The following is a 19,701-nucleotide window of genomic DNA, read 5'->3' as shown; positions in this document are numbered from 1 at the left end:
TTGAAGCTATGGAAACATAGTGGAGGGATAGCCATTAGTCATTGTTAAGTATTAAACGCAAAACCCTAAATTCATTAGGTTCGATTACGACTAACAGAAGTGAACTTTCCTTTCTAATAAAAGGAGGTAGTAGCTGACTAATGACAACTAACCGAAAAAGGCAACAGCTTAGAAATAATGAATATTACGACTTCCAAGAAACATTGGATGAACTTTATGAAATGAGTAAAAAAGGTCGTAAATTCACAAACTTGCTATCTATTATAACTTCAAAAGAGAATGTTCTCTTAGCCTACCGTAATATCAAGAAAAACAAAGGTAGTAAAACCAGAGGAACAAACAGGACAACAATAGTTGATATTGGAAAAATAAACCCTGAAGAGCTTGTTCTCTATGTTAAAAAGAGACTCAAAAACTTCAAACCTCACTCAGTTAGAAGGAAAATGATAGAGAAAGATGGAGGATTAGGTCAGAGACCATTAGGAATCCCAACTATCGAAGACCGTCTAATACAACAGTGTATCAAGCAAGTTCTTGACCCAATATGTGAAGCTAAATTCTATCAACACAGCTATGGCTTTCGTGCGAATAGAAGTACACATCACGCATTAGCAAGAACAGTTAATTTAATCAATAGAGGATTTCATTACGTGGTGGACATAGATATTAAAGGATTCTTTGACAATGTAAACCATGCTAAATTGCTAAAACAAATGTGGAACTTAGGCATAAGGGATAAAAACCTACTATGTATAATTTCCAAACTGTTGAAAGCAGAAATAGAGGGTGAGGGTAAACCAACAAAAGGTACACCTCAAGGTGGAGTTCTCTCACCTCTCTTATCAAATATTGTATTAAATGAGCTTGATTGGTGGGTTTGTTCTCAATGGGAAAACATGAAGACTGAACTCCAATATCACAATCAGAGCAACAAATATCGAGCACTAAACAAAAGTGATTTAAAGCAAATGTTTATCGTTCGATATGCAGACGATTTCAAGATATTATGTAAAGATTATAAATCCGCACAAAAAGCCTTTGTTGCTACAAAAATGTGGCTCAAAGAAAGGTTGAATCTTGAAGTTAGTCCTGATAAGTCAAAAGTTGTTAATCTGAGGAAAAACTACTCAAATTTTCTTGGTTTTAAACTAAAAGCAACACCAAAACGGTCAAAATATGTAATAAAATCACATATTACAGATAAGGCTCAAAAGAAAATTAAAAGAGTCCTTCGAGGGAAAATTAAAGAATTGCAGAAAAGTCCATCGCCCGAAATGGCAATGAAATACAATGCAACAGTATTGGGAATACAAAACTATTACCAAAAAGCAACGCATGTATATCTGGACATGAAGCAAATCTCTTATGAACTGTCGGAAACTCTTAAAAAGAGAACTTCTCGCATAAAAAGTAAAAATGGAAAGTTAAGCAAGACCTATCTCAAATATTATGGGAAATACAAACGGAAAATAATATTCATTGAAGGACATCCACTTTTTCCTATCAGTGGAGTGAACACCTCAAAACCAATTAACTTTACGCAAGAGATATGTATGTACACCAAGACAGGAAGAGCTTTAGTCCATGATAAGCTGAAGTCAATTAGTCCGAAAACTCTCAGATACCTTATGGAACATCCAGTTAAAGGTCAATCAACAGAGTTTAACGATAATCGCATATCATTATATGTAGGACAAAACGGATTATGTGCTATAACAAAACGCCCTCTTGTCAAAGGAAATATGGAAGTACATCATAAAATACCTCGTAAAGATGGTGGAAGTGATGAATATAGTAATTTACTCTTTGTATTAGGAGATATACACAAGCTAATACATGCAACAAAAGAGGAAACCGTTAAAAAGATATTAGAGATATTAAGTCTAAATGAAATAGAGAAGAAAAAGGTAAACAAACTTCGTTTGTTAGTTGGAAACAGGGAATTACTTGCGATATAGGCTTACAATGATGGAACGCTGTATGCGGTGAAAGTCGCACGTACAGTGTGAATGGGGGGAAAAGGTTAGCCGAATAAGGTTATTTGCGGAGGGTGAAATTCCCAAAGACTTACCTATCCATATTTTGGAATGAAGCACAACAAATTGCTTACTTAGAGTTTTTGTTGCGTGGAGGAAAAACAGCGAAGGTCATTTATTTGAACCATCCGAATTGGCAAACAACAGAAAGTGATACGTACAATGAGTTCGTTTGTGTAGACGGATTGCAACGTGCGACTTCGATTATCCGATTTGTTAATAATGAGATAAAAGTATTTGGTCATTATTATAGCGAATATGAAGATAGCCCAAGAATCAACCAAGGAGTTAAAATCAATATCAATCAATTAGCAACTCGAAAAGAAGTGTTGCAATGGTATTTAGAATTCAATGCAGGTGGAACAGTTCATACGGAAGACGAATTGAATCGTGTACGTGAACTATTAACACAAGAACAATAATCAATAAAAAAGCCACAGGAATTAAATCCTGTGGTTCTTTTTTGTTAATACAAGGCAATTAGAAGTGAACAATCTCGAACTCGTCTTCTGGATTTGGTTCACCTTTAAAGACTTCCCAAATCACAGTATGCAAGTCTTCCTCTGTATATCCAGGGATGCTACGAACTGCATTGATTACGTCTTGTAGAGAATCCTTATCTGTATATAGACGAACTACATCATACACATGAGCGTCACTTTTGTCTTCATCTAAAATGACGAACATTTGAAGTTTATCTGTGTGTTCAATATTTAATTCTGTTACTTCAAAACCTTCTGCGATTTCAGTTGGATTTTCACGAAGAATAGAGTATTCTCCTGAATTGTTTTCTTCATCATTTACCTCTGTTTGTACCAATAAATAAATTTTTTCGTTTGCCATATTAAAACGCCTCCTGTGAATTAAAAGAAATGTATTCTTTCCTGTTTTTTAATGTACATAATATCTTATGTGTTTTTATCCAGTTTAATAAATTATTGTCATATTTATTGTACTAAAAAACACAGCAAAGTCAGCAATGTTAAAGAATATTACGTTCCTGTTTTTCTATAATAGGATATATTCTAAAAAAGAAAGGAGGATTATTGTGAATAAAAAAATGTCAAAAAGTGCTTTAACTTTAATGGCTGTAGCTTTACCAGTCGTAGCAGTGGTAGGAGGTACTGTAACTCAACCAATTGAAGCAGAGGCTAAGACTACTTATTATGACTTACATGGTAAATTTGTTAAAAAGAGCGGAAAAATCTATTTCCAATCAAAAGTAATGGGCTTACAACGTGTGGCTCATGGTAAAGGTGGATTAAATGATGACCATTGGTTCTGGTCAGCATCAAACACTGGTAAAACGTTCCACGTTAAAGGGTATGGAAGTCCTTCTTCAATGGTTATCACAAAAGTTTATTAATCTAATTAAGATTGATACAAAGAGGCAAGAACAATTCTTGCCTTTTTTTACTGCGTAAAAACGTATTTTCTATGCTCTCTTGTTGAGATTTGGTCATCATAAATAAAAGAAACAGCCTTTGCAGACTGTTCCTCACATTATTTTAGTTTAGAAGCGACAAATTCATCAATAGCTTCTTTCGGCATATATCCAGATACTCTACCAAGAATTTTCCCATCTTGGAAAAGCATAAGAGTAGGGACACTCATAATACCATGCTCTGAAGTTGCTTCTTGTAATTGGTCAATATCTACTTTTACAACATTGACCGTTTCTACTTTCTCTAATTCAGGAGCTAACATTCGGCAAGGTCCACACCAGGTAGCGAAAAAGTCTACCAATACCGTTCCTTCCCCTGTTACTTGTTTAAATTCTGCTTCTGTTGATAATTGTTTCAATATAATTCCTCCAATCTAATCTTTGTTGAATAAAAAGTTCTTTGTATCATACGCAAGTTTTGCCAATTTATAAGGAGTTTTGCTCCCAAGCCTTTATGAGCTTTTCGCTCATTTTAACCGTACTAATACGAGTGTTTTTCACAAACTCTTCTTCTGTAAATAGTGTTTCATTCTTAACTGTACCTTGTGGAAAACCATCTCCATCCATAATAAACGTATCAAAGTGCGTTTCCCATTCTTGAATCGTTTTTCTTTCCAAGCACTTATTCACTCCTTTGTTCGTTAATTTGGGTGTATTTGTCGTATTCTTTATTCAAAAATTGGCTCAATGTCTCCAAAAGGCTATCCTGAAAAGAATCTCTATTTCCTTGATTATAAAAATAAAAAACATGACCATTTATTCTTTTCAGTTTAATTACTTGTTCGTTGCTTAAATGAGTCATCCCTTGTAAGGGTAGGGGGACTAAAGTTTCAACTAATATAGCTCCTGTTGTACTCAACATAGTTTCTTTAATAGAAGTGTTTGCCTCCAATACTCTATTGGGCTTTAAAAATGTTCCTTTATTAATCTCTTGAAAATCATATTCCAAGAGTAGTTTCTTCTCTTTTAAAAGATTTTGAATTCTCTTCTTGAAAATCATATCGTGGTACTGAATAGTAACCTTTGTATAATACGGTTTTTGTTTCGTAGCATCCGTTCCTTTTTCCAGTAAGACTTCAAAAGGCGAAGAAGCACTGTTTGTCTTGCTAAAGAGAGACGTTACTCCTAATACCGTTTTCGTTAATGGATTCATGTTTGTTATCAAACTCCTTTCTTATCTATTCGTATTTAAAGTTGCCAAACCAATTGTTTTTGTGTGCTGTTGAAAATGCAATTCCTTATCTAAGGAATAGAAGGTATGCTGGTCTCCGTCTATGGCTACAGCGTGTAATTGACCACCAAACACTGCCCCACCGTCAATCCCTATTTTTGATTGGCATGGAGAAATCCATACGTCTGTACTTTGACCACCAGGATTTAGATGATTCGTAATGGTATGACCAAAAACAAAGATTTTGCCTGTATGATTAGGCTTATAATGAAAATCTCTGCGTATCCAGCAGAAGTCACTTGTTTCTGTATCTTTCCAATTAGGAAGCATTAAATCAACACCAGCATGAACAAATACATGGTTATTCCATTCGTAATAGTAAGGAAGGTCTTTCAAAAAAGAAACTTCGTCAACAAACTGTGTTTTTACCATATCCGCAATACTATCTGGCATATGAGTAAAGGTGATATTGCTTCCAAAGAAAGAACGAAGGGTTTCTCTACCACCTTGAGGGTAATACAAATCCATTTCACTAAAAGGACTATCCAACCAACTTAAAAATAACTCTTCGTGATTTCCTTTTAATACGATTGCCCCATATTTGTCATGAAGCTGTTTGGCTAAATGAACGACACCATAAGCATCTTCGCCTCTATCAACTAAATCCCCAAGAAGGATTAATTGTTGGTTATCAGGATTCCATTTAGTTAGCATTTTTTGAAATCGGTTATTCTCTCCATGTATATCGCCAATAGCAAAGACCTTATCCATGATTATTCACTCCTTTTCTTATTCACTATCTCCATATGTGCTATAAATGTTCATTTTCTATCTTTATTTAGATTTTCCCTTTACTTTTATATAACTTTATTATATCATGTATTAATGTTTTAGTAAATTTATTTTTACAAAATGAAAAATAATAAATTAGGTAAAGCAATCTATAATATAGAGATTTTAGAAAAAAGGAAAATATTTTTTATATAACATAGGAGGAAACAGATATGGCAAAGACAATGAAATCAACGAGTTTGAAAACATCAAACCCAATGAGAGTTTCGTTTCAACTGAATCCAGTGAAAGGAAGAAAGTTTACGACTTCTGAAATTGGAAGAGGGATTGGCGTTCACAAAACGGATAAAGGGAAAGGCTCTTACTCACGTAAAGGGCGTAATGCACAAAAGGAACGAGCAGATTGGAGTTAATCTGCTTTTTCTTTGTATATAAGGAACTTTTAAAGGAAAGAGGTTAAATACAATGGCAAGTAAACCAAAATCAAGAACTTTTATCGTTCATCATAGAGGTCAAGCCAATCATGGTGGATATACGGTATTAGGTCGATATAAGGTTGGGGCAAGAAATGAAAAAGAAGCGGAAGAGCTTTTAAGAGGCGAAGTGGGAAAACACGCTAAAACCAAAGTCTATTATGAGGATGAAAAGAGTTTTATGCCTCATGGAGTGGTTATTAGAGAATGTTGAGTAAAACCCATACATAAGGGAGTGTAAAAAAGTGAAAAAGTTAGAAGAAATGATTAATAGGCATGGTGCGATTATCGACAAAATTGAGAAATTAGAAGATGAAAAGCACGAACTTGATAAAAAAATCTTGGAAGAAACAAAGAATTTAAATAAAGAAGAGTTATTGAAAATATATCCCCAAATAAAAAGTAGTGAGGTCAAGTATCAGCTATTTTTGAGAATCAAAAACGGATAAACCAGAGTTAGGGGTATAGGAAATGAGGCTAAAATCATGTTGAGTATTAAACCTGTTTTTATGACTGACATTGAAAATACAGAATATGAACAAAAAAGTAATCTGGATGCCTATATGATATTGAAAAGTAATAAGCCTGTTGCTTATGTATGGTTTGATATAAAAGACAACACAATGGATTTAGGTATGATTGAGGTCATTGAAAAAGGAAAAGGATTAGGAACTGAAATTATTTATTTTCTTTTTGAGTATTTTTCATTAGAAAAGATAACAGGCTTTGTTTTATGTGAAGAAAGAGCTTATCGTTTTTGGGATAAATTAGGGGCTACATTCTACTATGTAGAAGAAGAAGGTTATATAGATATATATGAACTGCTGGATGCTGAATTACAATCTGCATTTACCCTAATCTTAAATGTAAAAAATAGTTAAGTTAAAGCAAGGTAAGATATTTTCCATAGGGAGTGTTAAATATGAGTGCTCTTGATGATGCATATGAAGGAATGATGATTGAAAACTATATGATTTCGGAAGCTATAGATAAATATGTGAAAATCTATTCTCCTCAACAAGTTGTTAATGATGCAATTAGTAGCTTTCGTGAAGAATCGGTAGACGAAGAGGATAGCATTGAAGCATTTTCTAAAGAAATCTTAAAGACCATTGCACGAATAAAGCGTGTGAGTGATAAGCAGAAGCGTTGTTTAATTAAAATGCTGGTCTTACGTGGTGAAGATGGATATGAATATGGATATTAAAGGAGAGAAATAAATATGGCACACATTAGTCTTGTACAAGGTGATTTTGTTGTTGGATATAAAGAAGAAGATTACAAAAAGTATGAGGAAAAGAAAAAGGAATTAATCGAAGAAGGATATGTGTTATTCGATACAGATTATGCCCTTTCAGGAGATAAGATAGAGGTTTTTACAAAAGAAGATAAAACCTTTACGTTTACTCATTTAGCCATCTAAGGTTAATAAAAATGACAATACAGGTGATGAAAAAGCAACAAGCTATAGCATTACGTAAAAGATAATAAATACAGAACTATTCCTTATAAGGGGATAGTTCTTTTTGTTTTTAAGAATGTAAATAACCAATATTTTCAGTATAGATTCTAAAAAACTATTATGTTAGGATAAAATTCGTGTTTTTTATATAATCTCCATTCATAAACAACAACCAGAAAAAGATTAGACAGAAGGTGAACATATGGCGAATGTATGGAGTTGTGAAGAGAATGAATTTTTACTTGAACATGTTGGGGTATTAAAAGTCGAAACCATAGCCAAAAAATTAAATAGACCTGTTGGTGGCGTATTAAAACAAATGAGACTATTAAACATTTCTATCACAAGAAAGCAGACAGGACTATTAACAATGGGTGAATTGGCAAAGCTCTTAGGGGTTGACCGAAAAACAGTTGAAAATTGGTGTCATAATCATGACTTGTCATTTACAAAGAAAAAAACCAGACAAATTAAGACTTATTATTTTATAGATAGCTTACAGTTTTGGCAATGGGCTTACGAGCATCAAGAACGTGTTGATTTTACCAAAATTGAGCCTAATTCCATTCCTCCTGAACCTGAATGGGTTGATACGTTAAGGTTTAAGAAAAAGAAAATAAAAGGAAATTATTATCGACCTTGGACAACAAAAGAGGAAGAATTAGTCATTCAATTAAGAGAAAAAGGAACAAATTATCAAGAGATTGCAAAGAAGATAAATAGAACCTCCATGAGTGTTGAGAAGAAATACAAACGCTTAGTAAATGAAACCATCCAAAATATTTCATAAAGATTTTTTCTTTATATAAAAAAGAGGGTCTAATTAGCCCTCTTTTTGTTTTGATATATATTCTAAAGAATCGACCATACATGTTAGACCCTGCAATTTATGTTCCAAAACCCATTCTTTTTCGTTCATTTTTCGATAATCAGCGAACATTTTTACATATTTTTGTACCGTTTTGTGATTTTCCTTAAAGCCAACCATTTTCATACCTTCTGGTATATCTCCAACGAGATAATCTTTCTCTCCAAGCTGGATATTTTCTCTTTCTTGACCTATGCTGAAATCCAATACACTATCCTTGTAAGAAAGCCAAGCGTGGAAATTTAACATGGTTGTATCTGAAGAAACCAATTTCCAAAAAGGATTTTGAGATTGATAAGTCGTAAAGCCTTGGATATATCGCAATTCGTTCCGATTAGCCACTTTATCCTCTAATAAGAGAGAATACATAAGAACCGATAAATAGATACAAAGACCACCTTTATTATCCCAATGAGCGACTTCGTTCAAAACCTCTTCATTTTTTATGAGACTGTCCTTTTTTGTAAGGGAGCGGAAGAGCATGTTGAGATATAAGGCATGTACACGAAACATTTCTTTGTTTAGTAGCTTTTCAGGGTGTTTAGAAACAAACTCTATTGCATTTTCGGTACTATATGGATACGAATGTAACCATCTATCTTTAACCGTTTTTATAACATGGCTAACTTGTTCTTCGATAGAAAGTTTTTGGTGAGATACCTGAAAATCATCCATAACAAAACCTCTTTTCTTTGATATAGTTAGTGTAAATCAAAAAGAGAAAGCGTTCAATATTATATTTTTTTGTAAAAAATAATTTACAAATTAAGTATAATGAAGTATAATAAAAGCAGGGAAAGAAATCCTGTTATAAAAGGGGAAAGAGATAATGAGAGAACTCAATGAAGGAATGGAAAAGGTTAAGAATCAGATTGAAAAAGCCCATAATCCTACACCGATACATAAACAAGTTATAACTGCTCATGATTTAAAAGAATTAGGAGATAATGAGCAAATTGTCATTCATCATCCTTTGATTACAGGGATTATCTTAAAAATCCGAAAAGAATTTAAAGTAGAAACGATGTTGAATATACCAGTCGTCTTTTACGGTGAGAAATATGTTATTGAAGATAGTGGAGACAAGGTGTTTCCGCAACACGAAGTTCTTTTCAATGAAGAAGAAATGGTCGCTTATGTAGAAAAGCTATTATCTTGTAAAAACAAAGAGTTACTGTACTATCTCCGCTCTTTAGCAAGAAAAGAATTAGAAGTAGGAAATGTCATTGAATTTGAAGACGGTAAAAAAGGCGTTATTGTGATTCCAGAAGGATTTATCGGAAGAAACCCTATGTTTGTCCCATTGAAGAAAGATGGTACAAAAAGTAACCATAAACCAAGATATATTTATGCAAATGATAGTTTCAAAAAGATAAATGAAGAATTAGAAGGATAAAAAGGAGAGAAGAAACGTATGAAACGAGTAGAAGTGGTAGTAGAAAGTTATAATGTAGATGCTTTAGAAACAGGATTAGGTGTTAAATTATCAGCGTTAAGCCAGGAGCAATTATCAAAAATTCTATCACATGCCCTTGGTTATGTAGATTATACGGATGAACGTATTGCTAATGAACTAAAAGAAGTAGCAGGGATAAAATCCGAACAGACTTTTTATTCCCTATACAAATCAGGTGGAATTCACCTTGAAAAAATTGATGACTATATCGAAGAGTGGCACAATGGGGATTCGGATAAAGAATTACACGAATTTCTTGGACTGACATGGGAACAATATTCTATTTATGTAAAAGACGGAGTTCTTTAAAATAGAGAGGGATTCTTGAAAGGGGAAAATGAATATGATGAAACGATTTTTTAAAGATATGCCAAAAGACTTGAACACTGTAGGTACTTGGAAAATGGAAGTATATGCTCTTTTTCCCTTCAAAGACTCTCTTGTATATACAGAAACTTATTCAGGAAAGAAATGGGTAGCTTATGTAAAAGTACGGATAAAAGCCTTGTTAAAAGATTGGTCAACAAGTGGTGAAGATTATGGTATTGCATGGTCTTTGAAGGTAGCAGAATAAATAATAAATAGTAAGGAGTACGCTCTAATGTTTAAAAAGGTAAAAGAGTATGAAGGGTCTCGAAATATAGTCGTAGAAGATGAAGCCTATGGGACAGACGAAGTAACACTTAAATGGGATGGGTGCATTGATTATCGAATGGGTTCAAATGGTGTGAAGCCAAGTGAAGATGAAACAGGTGAAAATACAGACTATATTCATATTTGTGATATAGATGAAATGATTGAAAAACTACAAGCATTGAAGGAAATGGGAATAAAACATTTTAACAATGAATATTGGAAAGAGGAAGAGAAGGAGTAATAATGGAAAAGAGTAAACATGGCGTACACGCCCACCATTGCTGTATTATTCATGGTTGTAAATATGGAAACGATGATTGCCCTGTTACGAACAAAGAAGTACAACAAGTATATACTTGTGAATATTGTAGCGAAGAGGGATTTAAAACTGTTCAAGAGATTAAAGAATACATACTTCTTAAAGAAGATGTGAAAGATGCTAAAGAGTGTGGCTGTAAAAACATCAGTGTAAGTGTAGAGTTACTGGATAAAATCTTAAACAAACAATCTTATATGTAAGCAAATAATGTTTTTCGTAACAAGATTAGAAAAAGGGAGGGGGAATGACAAACCACTCCTTTTTATTGTGTTTATGTAAATCCTTTAATTTTTCAGTCCTATAAAGAAAGGTCTCTATTTTTCTTAATGGATGAATATGTTCTAATAATAAAAAAGAGAGGGCATTTGCCCTCTTTATTACTTAACGATTCGTAAGTGCTTACTGTAACGTCTCCAATCCAATTGTGCGTGTTCGTCAGATTCCTTGTTCCAATAAGCAGTGACAATCTCCCAAGTATCTAATGAAACAACGAAACATAAATGTGCCATTGCTTCTACGATTTTCTTTTTACGTGTTTTGAAGCGAACCATTTTTGGTCTTTCTACACGAATTAAGATTCTTCTCTCCATTTGACCAGAAGCATTAAGTGTTTCATTGTATTCCACAATAAAATCCTCTATATTACGTGCTAAAAGTGTATCTTGAACATCGTCAAGGTCTAATGAAACACATTTCTTTTTCAAATGTTTAGATGCTTTTGCTTTCCAAGTAGGAAACATTTTGATTTCCTTCTTTAAATAAGCAATTTCTTCTTTTGTCATTTGAGTGACATGCTTTTTCTTCTGATTATCAGTCTTTTTTACTTTCCCTCTATAAAGTTCTGCCTTGTATGCCTTATTCATGTTGTTTCCCCCTATTTTTTATCTATAAAGGCTCTTCATTTCGTTTATATAAAAACACCTGTTGTTTTGGTTAAAGATATATTTTCTTATATTCAAATCATTGTTATTTCACAAACAAAATGACTGTTTTCTCGTTCTTACGTTGACTATAGTCTAATAATACATCTTTAATTGAATTTAGTCAACAAAATGCAGAACATTTTTTGTAAATTATATTTTACAACAAGTGATATATATGATAGTCTATTGATAATGAAGGAAAGATATTTTACATAAAAAGAGGGATAGTATTGGAAACTGTTACATTGGTTCGATATGCGAATGAAGGCTTTAGAAATTATGAACAATCTCATGTTCGTTCTGTAAAATCAAAAATAGAAGGGTGTTACGCCTTTATTGAAACAGAAGAAGACAGTCTTTTAACTTATACACCCAACTATCAAGAAGAATATTCTTTGATAAATAGAAGTCAACATAAGCGACAGGAACTTTCGATTTCAGAGGACACACTTGTTTTTGTGAAGAATAAAAGAATTTCGGAAAGCAAAGAATCTATTTTCTTTAATGAAGAAAAAGATTTTGTTATCATTCCAGAAGAACCCATTGAGAAAGAAATCTTGATTGCAGGAGAAGCCTTTCCACTTTCAATGGATATTTACGTAAAAGTACCCCTTTCTTTTGCTAAAAAGCAATTACAGACACTACATTCCCATTATCAATGGATTCGGGAAAGAGTGCCTAATCCAGATAATCTAACCAGTAATACAAAAGTCATTGATTATTGTGAGTGCATTATTGATTGTACTGATATACATAATGAAGGTGAGGAGTTATCCATATGAGTATTGCAGATGTCTTTTATAATGCGAATGAACAATTAAGATTAGAAAATGTGATTCCAGTCACGAAACAGATTTATAAATCTATTGATAAACGGTATTGGAATGAAGAACATCAAGGATTAACTTATGAAAAATGGAAAACTCTTTTGAAAAAGCATGGATATGACATTAAGAAAATCATGAAAAATAAAAACCCAAGAACCAACAGGCAATTTTTCTATGTAGGGGATTACTATACCGTTGAAATTAACTCATTAGACCCTGCTTGGTTGTTAAATGAATTTACAATTGGGTGTTTAAAAGCAAACGAATTAAAGAGGCAGGACTTTTTAAACAAAGAGTATATTTTGTTTTTCTTCCCTGAATGGAATTTATTTGCAATAGATTATTTCCTCCGTCTATACAAGGACATTGAGAAAGAGCAATTATGGGAAGTCTTTAAGAGCATGTACACTCATGCTAATTATGGGTTCGGAATGTTCCCAAAAGAAGTGTTGGAGGAAGTGTTTACGTATGCAGATAATACGTCTGCTGTGGCTGTTTTAAATGAATTGGGAGCGGTAGATAGTGAAGGATACCTAACTCTTTACAGAGGCGAAGGAAAGCGTTCTACGCCATTAGAGAAGGCTTATTCGTGGACATTATCGAAAGACATAGCCAATAAGTTTGCCAACCATTTTGAGAGGGGTAGACTCTATCAAGCGAAAGCCAAAGTTGATTCCATCATAGATTTTGACAATGAAAGAAATGAAGAGGAAGTTTTAGTTCGCTTTGAAAATATTGAACACTTGGAAATCATTCAAGATTATTAATACAAGAGAGAGTGGGGGGAGTAAAAAATGAGTGATACAAAGAAGCTATGGACTAATGAATGGGTAGAACATGAAGGATTGAAGATTATTCCACCCAAACCAGAAGACAAAGGGGCAGAAAAGGTGAGTTTAACAAAGGAACAAGTTGAGCTAATGGAAGCAGTAAATGATGGAGCGACTATTTTTGGCTACAAGGATGCTAAATTGTTAAGGGAAGTACAAAAACAAGAACCCACCTTTATCACCATTATTGACAATTTAGATGAATTAGCCCGAATAGAAGGAAAACGATACAAAGGAAATGAACAACTACCTTATTTTGGGGCTGTTATCACCGAAAAAGGTCAAGATTTCGTAAAAGAGTTTTTTTCCAAAACCTATTAATATCGTTTATACAAGAAAGAGAAGGAGAGGGAATTTCCTCTCTTTTTTATATGGATAAAATGAAAATTTTTCCTATAGAACATAATAAAGTTCTTCCTTTATATTCAAAAATATCCATCCTAACTATAATGATTAAAACATAAAAAACAAAAAAGGATGGTGATTTATTTATTAATGAATAAGAAAGTGAACGACATCTTAGTGTATTTTACGATGTGTTTGATATTGCTTATAAAGTCTATTGGGTTTATCTATTTTTTTGTGCCTGAAGAAGATATTGGTGGGAGTAAAACTATCTTTAATATCTTAAATTATACGTTTGTATGGACTACTTATATGTATCTCTATGTAGCGTTTATTTTGCTGGTTACGTCTTTTTTCTTCCTCCTGAAAGGAAAGGGAAGGGTGTGGTATCTATTTTGGGTAGACCTTGTTCTTACAGTGCTTTTATTTGCAGACCTGGTTTACTTTAATGGGTTTAGTAGTTTTCTCTCTTTCTTCCATATTCAATCATTATCAACGATAGAAGAAGGGGCAAGTGGGATTGGAAGCCTGATAAATCCTCAATTCTTTATTCTTTTCATTGATTTGTTGGTGCTTATTCCAATTATGATAGTTACCGCAAAGACGAATGAAATAAGCAAAAGGAGTCCTATTATTTTCATTCTTATTCTACTTGTTGCAGTAAATGGGATTTGCAACACTGAAAGATGGTCAACATTTACAGGTCTTCGCTACCAACCAAGTGATACCATGATAACACAATCTCCAATTGGCTATCATTTGCATGATATCTATACGTATGTAGAATCTCAATACAGAACGGTTAGCAAAGAAGAGAAAGATTCTGTTCATAAATGGATGAACGAAAATAAAGAGGAATTACCAAACAATGAATACTATGGTTTATTTAAAGAGCAAAATTTGATAACGATTCATTTTGAATCACTTGAACAATTTGTGATTAATGAAAAGGTCAATGGACAAGAAATCACACCGAATTTAAACAAACTTCTCAAAAACAGCCTTTATTTTGATAATTACCATGAAATTGTGAATGAGGGAATATCTTCTGATGCCGAATTTACGACTAACACATCACTTTATCCGATTAGAAAAGGTGCAGTTTCCTATGTATATCCTGAATTAAAATACAATACACTTCCTGCTATATTAAATCAAAATGGATATGAAACAACCATTTATCATCCAGATAAAGAGATTTTTTGGAATTGGGAAAAAATGCACACTTCTTTAGGATTTAAAAATATTTACAGTGAATCAGATTATCATTGCGAAGAACGTACCAGCATTGGAATAACAGATGGATGCCTCTTAAATAAAGTTTCTGACTTTATTCAAAAACAAAAGAAACCGTTTTATTCTTCCGTTGTAACCATGACAAGTCATATGCCTTTCATTATGCCTGAAGAACACCAGGAGCTAAAGTTAGATAAGAACTTAGAAAATACAGAATTGGGTCATTATTTCCAAGCGATTCATTATACAGATAAACAACTTGGTTTGTTTTTAGATAAATTAGAAGAGCAAGGGTTAATGGATAACACAGTCGTTGCGGTCTATGGAGACCATATGGGGGTTCATAAATATTACTTTAACCAAGTATCCGCTATGGAAGGAATTAAACCTGAATGGAAAGATATATCGTTTAAAGTACCTCTAATTATTTATCAAAAGAACTATTTAGATGCCAAAACCATTAGTGTTTTAGGAAATCAAGCCGACTTCTTGCCAACGATTTCTTACCTATTGGGAATCAATGATTCATATTACAAGGATTATGCAATGGGAAAAGTCTTAGTGAATACCACTAAAGAATATACCCTACTAAATGATGGCTCTATTCTATTTGACAAACCAATAAGTGAGGAAGAACGGAAGCATATATTAGATTCCTTCATTATCAGTGAAACCATTACAAAAATGAATAATCACAAAGAATAAAGTGAGAAGTTAAAGAAAGGAGGGGAAGCCCTTCTTTTTTTGTTTTTATAAGGACAATCAGTGGATTATTATGTAAAAAGAGAAGGCAAACCTTCTCCTTTTTTATTTATTATGGGTGAAACACGTTTAGAGCGTCTTTACGAGCTTTATCTTTTTCAGCAGGAGATTTGCTAAAGTTATACTCATAAACTGCCCCTTCCCAATCTCCATACATAGGGTTAGGAAGAACAATGAACTTCTTACCAAATTCATCTTGTAGACGGTCAACATTGCCATTTCGTTCAGCTAAAGGTTTTTTATCGAAGTCTTTTGCAAAGTCACCCAAGTTATCGCCAAAGAACGCTACGATTTCATAGTCTTTTGCAATAGCTTCTCTACGTGCTTCTTTACTGCTTGTTGTTGTTTTTAACACAACATTATCAACTGAAACTTGTGGGAATCCTTTTTCCTTTAAGTTTTTCATTGTTGCGTCTTTTTCTTCAGTAGTACGGTTAGAGACATAGAAGATTTCAATTCCTTTAGAATCAACATAGTCAAGGAACTCTAATGCACCAGGAAGAGCTTCTGCTTGTGCAGATGCAATCCATTCACTCCAGCCAGTAGGGTAGTCAACATTTTCAGCAATAGAATAAGCAGAGTGTGGACTGTTATCAAGTACCGTTTCGTCAATATCTAAAACAATAGCCAATTTAGGAGCTTTGTTTTTATTTTTCATGTCTTTTTGTTCTAAACGCTCGTCAACCATCATTTTACCTAAATTATAGGCTTGGTAATAAAGAGCTTTCATTTCTCCTGATTTCTGATACCAAAGAACTGAATTTGTCATATGCTCATTCTTGGATTGTTGATATTCTGCAGTTGCATAAGCACTCAAAGTCGAAACCGAGACGACTCCTGCTAAAGTTAAAAATGCGATTTTTTTCTTATTGTTTTTCATAAAGATATAATTCCTCCTCAAATATAATAATTTATGGGTATTCCCACAGTTATTATAGAAATCGAGAATCGTTTCACTACCTAATAGATTGTAAGAATGTCTAAACCGTTGCCATTTCAACAATATATGCCATGTTTAAGACTATTATTTAATGAGATTCAACTGCTGGTTATATCTTGACCAATCCGTTGTTTATAGTTAGGAGAGTATTTATTTAATAATGCCAAAAGTACATACACTTGAATTAAAAAGAGGAAAGGGCAAGAAAGAAAGACAATTAGAGAAAAAGGGTGAGAAAAGATAACGAAAAAACATAAGGTCTTATGTAAAAGTCTTAAAGGGCATAAAAAAAGAAGGATTGCTCCTTCTTCTCTTACGATGCTTTTAAAAATTTTTGAATTTGTTCATAAGCTAAGTTTAATTGTACTGTTTTCTGACCAGCTTCTGGTGAAGGATTTAAGTCAGGGTGATATTTTTTAACCAATGCTTTGTAAGCATGTTTAACCACTGACATATCTCTTGTTCCTTCTGGAAGTCCTAAGATATATAAAGCCTGTGACAATGCAGAAGATGTTGAAGCACTCTTTTTTGCTCGTTGTGATTGAGTTTTTTCTTGTGCTTTTTCTCTTGGCATATTGGCTACATACATCATACGGAACTCTAATTTGTTTTTAAACAAAACATAATCCATAACCGTTTGACAATTAGATAGCTCATGATAAATGTCGTCAATCAAAGGATTGTTTCCTTTCTCTATGCTATACCCTTTGGCAACTAACACGTCTTCAATGTGTTGAATGAATTTCATGCACGTTTCATGTAAACTGTGAATCTTTTGCGTATTATGTAGCGTTTCTCTTCGTTGTTTTGTTTTTCTTGAAATTAGCTTTTCTGATTTTCTAAATCCCCAAAAATTAGAAAGAAAGAAAAGAGACAAAAAACCCTTCAAAATAAGAGAATCCACCATAAATACACTTGGGATAAACGCTATACCTGATACAATCAACACATTTTGAAATCTTCTTAACCCTTTTGCTGAACATTTTTCTAACCATTTCATAAGTAAATTTCCTCCTAATTGTAAGCCTGTGCTTAACCTGTTTTTATATAAAATCTATATATATTACGGTAAATCTTGTCTTTTCATAATTAACCATTCCAACTTTCATAAAAGGTCAGCAGATTTCTATAATATAGAAGGTTCAACAATCAAGGGAAATGTTGATTTATATAAAAAAGGGAAAGATTTTTTACTTAAAAAGGAGAGATTTACATGACAAATCAAGTAGCAGGGAAGCCAGATATGAGTTGGATTATCGCCAATTACGAAAATCCAGAATTAGAAGTAAAAGCAATACAGGAAGCCATTGAGTTGTGCGTGAAACAAAAGGGGAGACAACAGGTGGTTAATGATTCGATTCAAAGTTTTCGTGAAGAAAAGGTGGATGAAGGGAATCCAACAGAATTAATGGCAAAAAACACATTGATTGCAGTCGCAAAGACTAAGTTTTTGGAGGATGACCAAAAAGAAATTTTGGTTCGACTTTTAGTTGAACGCAATTTCAGAGGGTATCAAGCTGATTATTCTTATATCTTTGATAAACAGATTGCATAATCAAATAGAGTTATGTACCAAACAAAAAACCGCAGGAGAGCATCATCTCTTTGCGGTTTCTTTTTTATTCTTCATCTAATGGCTCATAAGCATCGATTTCTTTGACTTTTAAGGTCTCAGCATTTTCTTCGTAATTGTACAATTCGATTTTCCATGTTTCTCCTGGTTCAAAATTCTCTGTTGATTCAAGGAAATTATCTAAGAATTTACCTTCTTTATCTAAAATATGAACATTGATATAAGCGGAACGATAGAGTTGGTCAGATTTATTTGTAAGTTCTCCTACAATTAAATCTTTTTCTTTGTCTAATGTGATACTTGTGACTTCAATTCCATATTCTTTAAATGCTTCTTCTGGTGACAAACCATCTAATGTAATTTCCTCATTGCTTGTATCTGACAATGATGTTTCTGATACTGACATTTCTTCATAAATACCAACACCAAATCCAATTAAAAAAATAATACACGTAACAAAGCCAACGAATTTGAAGAATCCTCCTAAGAAAGAACCTTTTTTAGCTGGTTGCTGATATGGTTCATTATCTATATAACTATCAAACAACTCCAATACTTCATTTAAGTCATAATTGGAAATATCTCGAACATGAGCTTTATTTTCCTTTAAGTAAATTTCGATTTCTCCATAAAATGAATCTCTTTGAGGGTGAATAAATGTAATGTCCTCATAATTCATTTGGTCGAATCGTGTATATCCATTATCACGATAAATGAATAACACTCGTTCGTCTGTTAAAGCCAATAATCCCTTTTTGTTATTCATTGTTGCACTTGCTATATATTCAATATATTCGTCTTCCGATAATATTTGAGGCAAGTCTTGAACTTCGTGAAAGGATAATATTTGTTGTGCATTTTGCTGTTCTTTAATATTGTCTAATATTTCTTCCATACTCTGCATATTTTGTTCTCCCCTTTACTCATTTTTTATACTTTATACATAACCTTTTTACTTCAACACTTTTGTAAGAATGATGATGATTTACCCCTAATGTTTCCCACTGTTTTTTCAGAAGGTTGTTGTGATAATTTTTCCTTTGGTTTCTTATGAAATGAATTTCAAACAACTAAAATATAAGAAGTTTTATATATAAGGTGATTGATTTCACCAATTAACTATTATCGGGAGGGCTTTACTTATGCAAACATTAGATGTATCTAAAAACGGAATCGTAATGAACGGTATCGTACAAGAGGGAAGTGTACAATACATGATTTATCCATTCTATTCGGATAAATTAAAAGAATGGGGAAAGGTCATTACCTTTTCAGAGTATGTAGATAGAGCTAAAATGGTCTACTGCGGAGAAGAGAGAGTAGGTTTGATTCTACCTTATCGTGAAGGAGATAATATACTTAAAACATTGAAACGATACCAAGAAAAGGTCAAAATGTATGTGGGTATGCAAATTACTATTTTCTCTTTATACGATTTTAATGGGAATAAGTTGAGAGATATTGAGTTCTTTAAGGAAGGATACTGGTTTTAAGGAGGAGGAGTCGTTGGACTTCTCTTTTTTTTGTACATATATATGATATAAAACTCTCTTAAACAAAAAAGGGCTGTTATAAAAAATATTCTGTCAACTATAATAGTGAAAAACA

At 33.0% G+C, this 19,701-nt stretch carries 31 protein-coding genes; 21 read left to right on the top strand and 10 right to left on the bottom strand.

Features of this window, described 5'->3' with window-relative positions; genetic code table 11:
* The first annotated feature begins 140 nt into the window (after positions 1-140).
* Positions 141-1,958: a group II intron reverse transcriptase/maturase gene (ltrA, locus tag CVD28_RS03210; RefSeq protein WP_101590917.1), complete on the top strand. Its 1,818-nt coding sequence runs from the start codon at positions 141-143 to the stop codon at positions 1,956-1,958.
* Between the two features lie 83 nt (positions 1,959-2,041).
* Positions 2,042-2,458 (top strand): hypothetical protein, encoded by a 417-nt coding sequence (locus CVD28_RS03205; protein WP_142384719.1) that lies wholly within the window; start codon positions 2,042-2,044, stop codon positions 2,456-2,458.
* Positions 2,459-2,516: 58 nt separating this feature from the next.
* Here CVD28_RS03205 and CVD28_RS03200 read toward each other — a convergent pair whose 3' ends face one another.
* Positions 2,517-2,879: a hypothetical protein gene (locus CVD28_RS03200; RefSeq protein ID WP_101590915.1), complete on the bottom strand. Its 363-nt coding sequence runs from the start codon at positions 2,877-2,879 to the stop codon at positions 2,517-2,519.
* A gap of 205 nt (positions 2,880-3,084) precedes the next feature.
* Here CVD28_RS03200 and CVD28_RS03195 point away from each other — a divergent pair, with 205 nt between their 5' ends.
* Positions 3,085-3,402, top strand: a complete 318-nt coding sequence (locus CVD28_RS03195; protein WP_101590914.1) for a hypothetical protein — start codon at positions 3,085-3,087, stop codon at positions 3,400-3,402.
* 137 nt (positions 3,403-3,539) lie between these two features.
* Here CVD28_RS03195 and trxA read toward each other — a convergent pair whose 3' ends face one another.
* The 4 genes from trxA to CVD28_RS03175 form a co-directional block, all read right to left on the bottom strand.
* Positions 3,540-3,839, bottom strand: coding sequence for a thioredoxin (gene trxA, locus CVD28_RS03190; protein ID WP_308315058.1), 300 nt, complete (start codon positions 3,837-3,839; stop codon positions 3,540-3,542).
* A gap of 67 nt (positions 3,840-3,906) precedes the next feature.
* Complete coding sequence (locus CVD28_RS03185; protein WP_101590912.1) at positions 3,907-4,098, bottom strand: hypothetical protein; 192 nt, start codon at positions 4,096-4,098, stop codon at positions 3,907-3,909.
* A 4-nt stretch (positions 4,099-4,102) separates the two neighbouring features.
* Positions 4,103-4,633: a hypothetical protein gene (locus CVD28_RS03180; protein WP_101590911.1), complete on the bottom strand. Its 531-nt coding sequence runs from the start codon at positions 4,631-4,633 to the stop codon at positions 4,103-4,105.
* Positions 4,634-4,654: 21 nt separating this feature from the next.
* Positions 4,655-5,422 carry a metallophosphoesterase gene (locus CVD28_RS03175; RefSeq protein WP_101590910.1) on the bottom strand — a complete coding sequence of 256 codons (768 nt, stop codon included), beginning with the start codon at positions 5,420-5,422 and terminating at the stop codon, positions 4,655-4,657.
* A 233-nt stretch (positions 5,423-5,655) separates the two neighbouring features.
* Here CVD28_RS03175 and CVD28_RS03170 point away from each other — a divergent pair, with 233 nt between their 5' ends.
* The 7 genes from CVD28_RS03170 (at position 5,656) to CVD28_RS03140 (ending at position 8,168) form a co-directional block, all read left to right on the top strand.
* On the top strand, positions 5,656-5,856 hold the full coding sequence (locus tag CVD28_RS03170) for a hypothetical protein (protein WP_101590909.1): 201 nt from the start codon (positions 5,656-5,658) through the stop codon (positions 5,854-5,856).
* 52 nt (positions 5,857-5,908) lie between these two features.
* Positions 5,909-6,130 carry a hypothetical protein gene (locus tag CVD28_RS03165; protein WP_101590908.1) on the top strand — a complete coding sequence of 74 codons (222 nt, stop codon included), beginning with the start codon at positions 5,909-5,911 and terminating at the stop codon, positions 6,128-6,130.
* Positions 6,131-6,161: 31 nt separating this feature from the next.
* Entirely contained in the window at positions 6,162-6,365 is a 204-nt protein-coding gene (locus tag CVD28_RS03160) for a hypothetical protein (RefSeq protein ID WP_101590907.1), read from the top strand.
* Between the two features lie 36 nt (positions 6,366-6,401).
* Positions 6,402-6,797 (top strand): GNAT family N-acetyltransferase, encoded by a 396-nt coding sequence (locus CVD28_RS03155; protein WP_101590906.1) that lies wholly within the window; start codon positions 6,402-6,404, stop codon positions 6,795-6,797.
* Positions 6,798-6,838: 41 nt separating this feature from the next.
* On the top strand, positions 6,839-7,123 hold the full coding sequence (locus CVD28_RS03150) for a hypothetical protein (RefSeq protein ID WP_101590905.1): 285 nt from the start codon (positions 6,839-6,841) through the stop codon (positions 7,121-7,123).
* 15 nt (positions 7,124-7,138) lie between these two features.
* A complete protein-coding gene (locus tag CVD28_RS03145) occupies positions 7,139-7,339 on the top strand; it encodes a hypothetical protein (protein WP_101590904.1) in 201 nt (66 codons plus the stop codon).
* Between the two features lie 241 nt (positions 7,340-7,580).
* Positions 7,581-8,168: a helix-turn-helix domain-containing protein gene (locus CVD28_RS03140; protein WP_101590903.1), complete on the top strand. Its 588-nt coding sequence runs from the start codon at positions 7,581-7,583 to the stop codon at positions 8,166-8,168.
* Between the two features lie 33 nt (positions 8,169-8,201).
* Here CVD28_RS03140 and CVD28_RS03135 read toward each other — a convergent pair whose 3' ends face one another.
* A complete protein-coding gene (locus CVD28_RS03135; RefSeq protein ID WP_101590902.1) occupies positions 8,202-8,921 on the bottom strand; it encodes a hypothetical protein in 720 nt (239 codons plus the stop codon).
* Between the two features lie 154 nt (positions 8,922-9,075).
* Between CVD28_RS03135 and CVD28_RS03130 the strand changes: the two genes are divergently transcribed.
* Genes CVD28_RS03130 through CVD28_RS03110 form a run of 5 tightly spaced genes read left to right on the top strand, consistent with a single transcriptional unit; the run spans position 9,076 to position 10,857 of the window.
* Positions 9,076-9,642 (top strand): hypothetical protein, encoded by a 567-nt coding sequence (locus CVD28_RS03130; RefSeq protein WP_101590901.1) that lies wholly within the window; start codon positions 9,076-9,078, stop codon positions 9,640-9,642.
* A gap of 18 nt (positions 9,643-9,660) precedes the next feature.
* A complete protein-coding gene (locus CVD28_RS03125; RefSeq protein WP_101590900.1) occupies positions 9,661-10,011 on the top strand; it encodes a hypothetical protein in 351 nt (116 codons plus the stop codon).
* A 34-nt stretch (positions 10,012-10,045) separates the two neighbouring features.
* Positions 10,046-10,276 (top strand): hypothetical protein, encoded by a 231-nt coding sequence (locus CVD28_RS03120; protein WP_101590899.1) that lies wholly within the window; start codon positions 10,046-10,048, stop codon positions 10,274-10,276.
* A 27-nt stretch (positions 10,277-10,303) separates the two neighbouring features.
* On the top strand, positions 10,304-10,579 hold the full coding sequence (locus CVD28_RS03115; protein WP_101590898.1) for a hypothetical protein: 276 nt from the start codon (positions 10,304-10,306) through the stop codon (positions 10,577-10,579).
* 2 nt (positions 10,580-10,581) lie between these two features.
* Positions 10,582-10,857 (top strand): hypothetical protein, encoded by a 276-nt coding sequence (locus CVD28_RS03110; protein WP_101590897.1) that lies wholly within the window; start codon positions 10,582-10,584, stop codon positions 10,855-10,857.
* A gap of 177 nt (positions 10,858-11,034) precedes the next feature.
* Here CVD28_RS03110 and CVD28_RS03105 read toward each other — a convergent pair whose 3' ends face one another.
* On the bottom strand, positions 11,035-11,520 hold the full coding sequence (locus CVD28_RS03105) for a hypothetical protein (protein WP_101590896.1): 486 nt from the start codon (positions 11,518-11,520) through the stop codon (positions 11,035-11,037).
* Between the two features lie 290 nt (positions 11,521-11,810).
* Here CVD28_RS03105 and CVD28_RS03100 point away from each other — a divergent pair, with 290 nt between their 5' ends.
* The 4 genes from CVD28_RS03100 to CVD28_RS03085 all read left to right on the top strand — a co-directional run bounded on the left by CVD28_RS03100 (position 11,811) and on the right by CVD28_RS03085 (position 15,523).
* Positions 11,811-12,362 (top strand): hypothetical protein, encoded by a 552-nt coding sequence (locus CVD28_RS03100; protein WP_101590895.1) that lies wholly within the window; start codon positions 11,811-11,813, stop codon positions 12,360-12,362.
* Positions 12,359-13,174, top strand: coding sequence for a hypothetical protein (locus tag CVD28_RS03095; protein ID WP_101590894.1), 816 nt, complete (start codon positions 12,359-12,361; stop codon positions 13,172-13,174). The genes CVD28_RS03100 and CVD28_RS03095 overlap by 4 nt, the downstream gene beginning before the upstream one ends.
* A gap of 27 nt (positions 13,175-13,201) precedes the next feature.
* Positions 13,202-13,558 (top strand): hypothetical protein, encoded by a 357-nt coding sequence (locus tag CVD28_RS03090; RefSeq protein WP_101590893.1) that lies wholly within the window; start codon positions 13,202-13,204, stop codon positions 13,556-13,558.
* Between the two features lie 174 nt (positions 13,559-13,732).
* Complete coding sequence (locus CVD28_RS03085; protein WP_180953881.1) at positions 13,733-15,523, top strand: LTA synthase family protein; 1,791 nt, start codon at positions 13,733-13,735, stop codon at positions 15,521-15,523.
* A 109-nt stretch (positions 15,524-15,632) separates the two neighbouring features.
* On the opposite strand, the gene CVD28_RS03080 is transcribed toward CVD28_RS03085, so the two are convergent.
* Both CVD28_RS03080 and CVD28_RS03075 read right to left on the bottom strand, forming a co-directional pair.
* Entirely contained in the window at positions 15,633-16,460 is an 828-nt protein-coding gene (locus CVD28_RS03080) for a 5'-nucleotidase, lipoprotein e(P4) family (RefSeq protein WP_101590891.1), read from the bottom strand.
* A 373-nt stretch (positions 16,461-16,833) separates the two neighbouring features.
* Positions 16,834-17,520 (bottom strand): J domain-containing protein, encoded by a 687-nt coding sequence (locus CVD28_RS03075; protein WP_101590890.1) that lies wholly within the window; start codon positions 17,518-17,520, stop codon positions 16,834-16,836.
* A 213-nt stretch (positions 17,521-17,733) separates the two neighbouring features.
* Between CVD28_RS03075 and CVD28_RS03070 the strand changes: the two genes are divergently transcribed.
* Positions 17,734-18,075 carry a hypothetical protein gene (locus tag CVD28_RS03070; RefSeq protein ID WP_101590889.1) on the top strand — a complete coding sequence of 114 codons (342 nt, stop codon included), beginning with the start codon at positions 17,734-17,736 and terminating at the stop codon, positions 18,073-18,075.
* Between the two features lie 64 nt (positions 18,076-18,139).
* Here the strand turns inward: CVD28_RS03070 and CVD28_RS03065 are convergent, their stop codons facing one another.
* A complete protein-coding gene (locus tag CVD28_RS03065; protein ID WP_101590888.1) occupies positions 18,140-18,997 on the bottom strand; it encodes an FxLYD domain-containing protein in 858 nt (285 codons plus the stop codon).
* 238 nt (positions 18,998-19,235) lie between these two features.
* Between CVD28_RS03065 and CVD28_RS03060 the strand changes: the two genes are divergently transcribed.
* Positions 19,236-19,586: a hypothetical protein gene (locus CVD28_RS03060; protein WP_101590887.1), complete on the top strand. Its 351-nt coding sequence runs from the start codon at positions 19,236-19,238 to the stop codon at positions 19,584-19,586.
* Positions 19,587-19,701: the final 115 nt, after the last annotated feature.

This window comes from Bacillus sp. M6-12 (genome assembly GCF_002860285.1).
GTDB lineage: Bacteria > Bacillota > Bacilli > Bacillales > DSM-1321 > Peribacillus.
Note: the sequence above shows the minus strand (reverse complement) of the source record. Positions and strands in the feature narration are given on the sequence as shown.